General features: G+C 44.8%; 1 protein-coding gene. It reads left to right on the plus strand.

The window, feature by feature from the left end:
- The first annotated feature begins 832 nt into the window (after positions 1–832).
- Entirely contained in the window at positions 833–1018 is a 186-nt protein-coding gene (locus tag GY843_RS00450) for a hypothetical protein (protein ID WP_297305748.1), read from the plus strand.
- The last annotated feature ends 412 nt before the right edge of the window (positions 1019–1430 follow it).

Genomic DNA, 1430 nt, shown 5'->3' on the forward strand with positions numbered 1-1430 from the left:
AGCCTGGCCGTCGGTTTATTGGATCATGTACGGTTATGCTCTGTAACCTTTCAGCGATCACAGAGATCAGCAGACTGTGCGCACCGCGAGCAGCTTGGATCAGTGTCAGGGCATAACCATAAATGATCGAATAAACCGCCAGCAAGGAGCCAACCTGGACTTCGGTTTATTTGATCATTTACGGTTATGCTCTGGCGCCTTTCAGTGCTGACATTGAGCAGCAGACTGTGGGCATCACGCCCAGCCTTGAAAAGTGTCAGGGCATAACCGTAAATGATCGAATAAACCGCCAGCAAGGAGCCAAACTGGACGTCAGTTTATTCGATCATTTACAGTTATGCTCTGGCGCTTTTCAGTGCTGATTGAGCAGCAGACCTTGGGCATCGTGACCAGTCTTGAAAAGTACCAGAGCACTACCATAAATGATCGAATAAACCACCAGCAAGGAGCCAACCTGGACGTCAGTTTATTCGATCATTTACGGTTATGCTCTGGCGCTTTTCAGTGCTGACATTGAGTAGCACACCTTGGGCATGGCGACCAGCCTTGAAAAGTGCCAGAACACAACCGTAAATGTTCGAATAAACCGCCAAGAAGGAGCCAACTTGGACGTCGGTTTATTCGATCATTTACATACGATAATGGATTGGCAAGCATTTCATCAACCTGACAAAATTTCATCAATTTCATCAAGATCGGTTTTCATGACTAAATTTCAGAATAATAATGTTACCATTAAACACCCTGCATTTATCAATTTATTACTAAACAGTAAATGTAAGATCAGACCACTGCGGAAATTGAAGCCGATGCAAAGGTATTGTGAAGGAAGATGATAGCATTTCAGACAGCACAACAGTATCAGGCGATCCGAGGTGGAGGCACATACAGTGGTTTCTTTGGAAGCGATGGGCGTCTGTTCAAGGGGGAAGTCGGCGGTCTCTCTAGTGGAACTGAATCAAAACTAAAGCGTCCCGATGAAGAGGGCTTGAAGGAGCTGGTTGCGAAAGGTCTCTGAAGGTCATCCAAAGTTCGCATAAATTGACCAGGGCTACCTGACCGAACAGAGGTTGGACTGCTGTCATTTTGCCTTGTAGATCTCTAAAATAAGACTTGTGTTCATAGACGAATACAAGTATCAGGGCGTGTAAACACCAAAGGGGCCGCCGGCCCTCACAGTACACGTCCGCTTTGCCATTTCCAAGTTTTAAAAATATATGCTAACATTATTAGCTCTTAGCTTACTAGTTTAAGCTGGCCCTTGTGATATCGCCAGAAGACTTGGAATATCTCTGCCTACTTATAGATTACTAACGTGCATGCAGACACACAAATTTCGCACATACTGATAAGAATTTCTGCAAGTTTCCAGTGCATGCTAACATTATTAGCCATCAGCTTATTAATCCAAGCTGGCCCTTGTGATATCA

The organism is Neptuniibacter sp. (assembly GCF_024231755.1).
Taxonomy (GTDB): Bacteria; Pseudomonadota; Gammaproteobacteria; order Pseudomonadales; family Balneatricaceae; genus Neptuniibacter.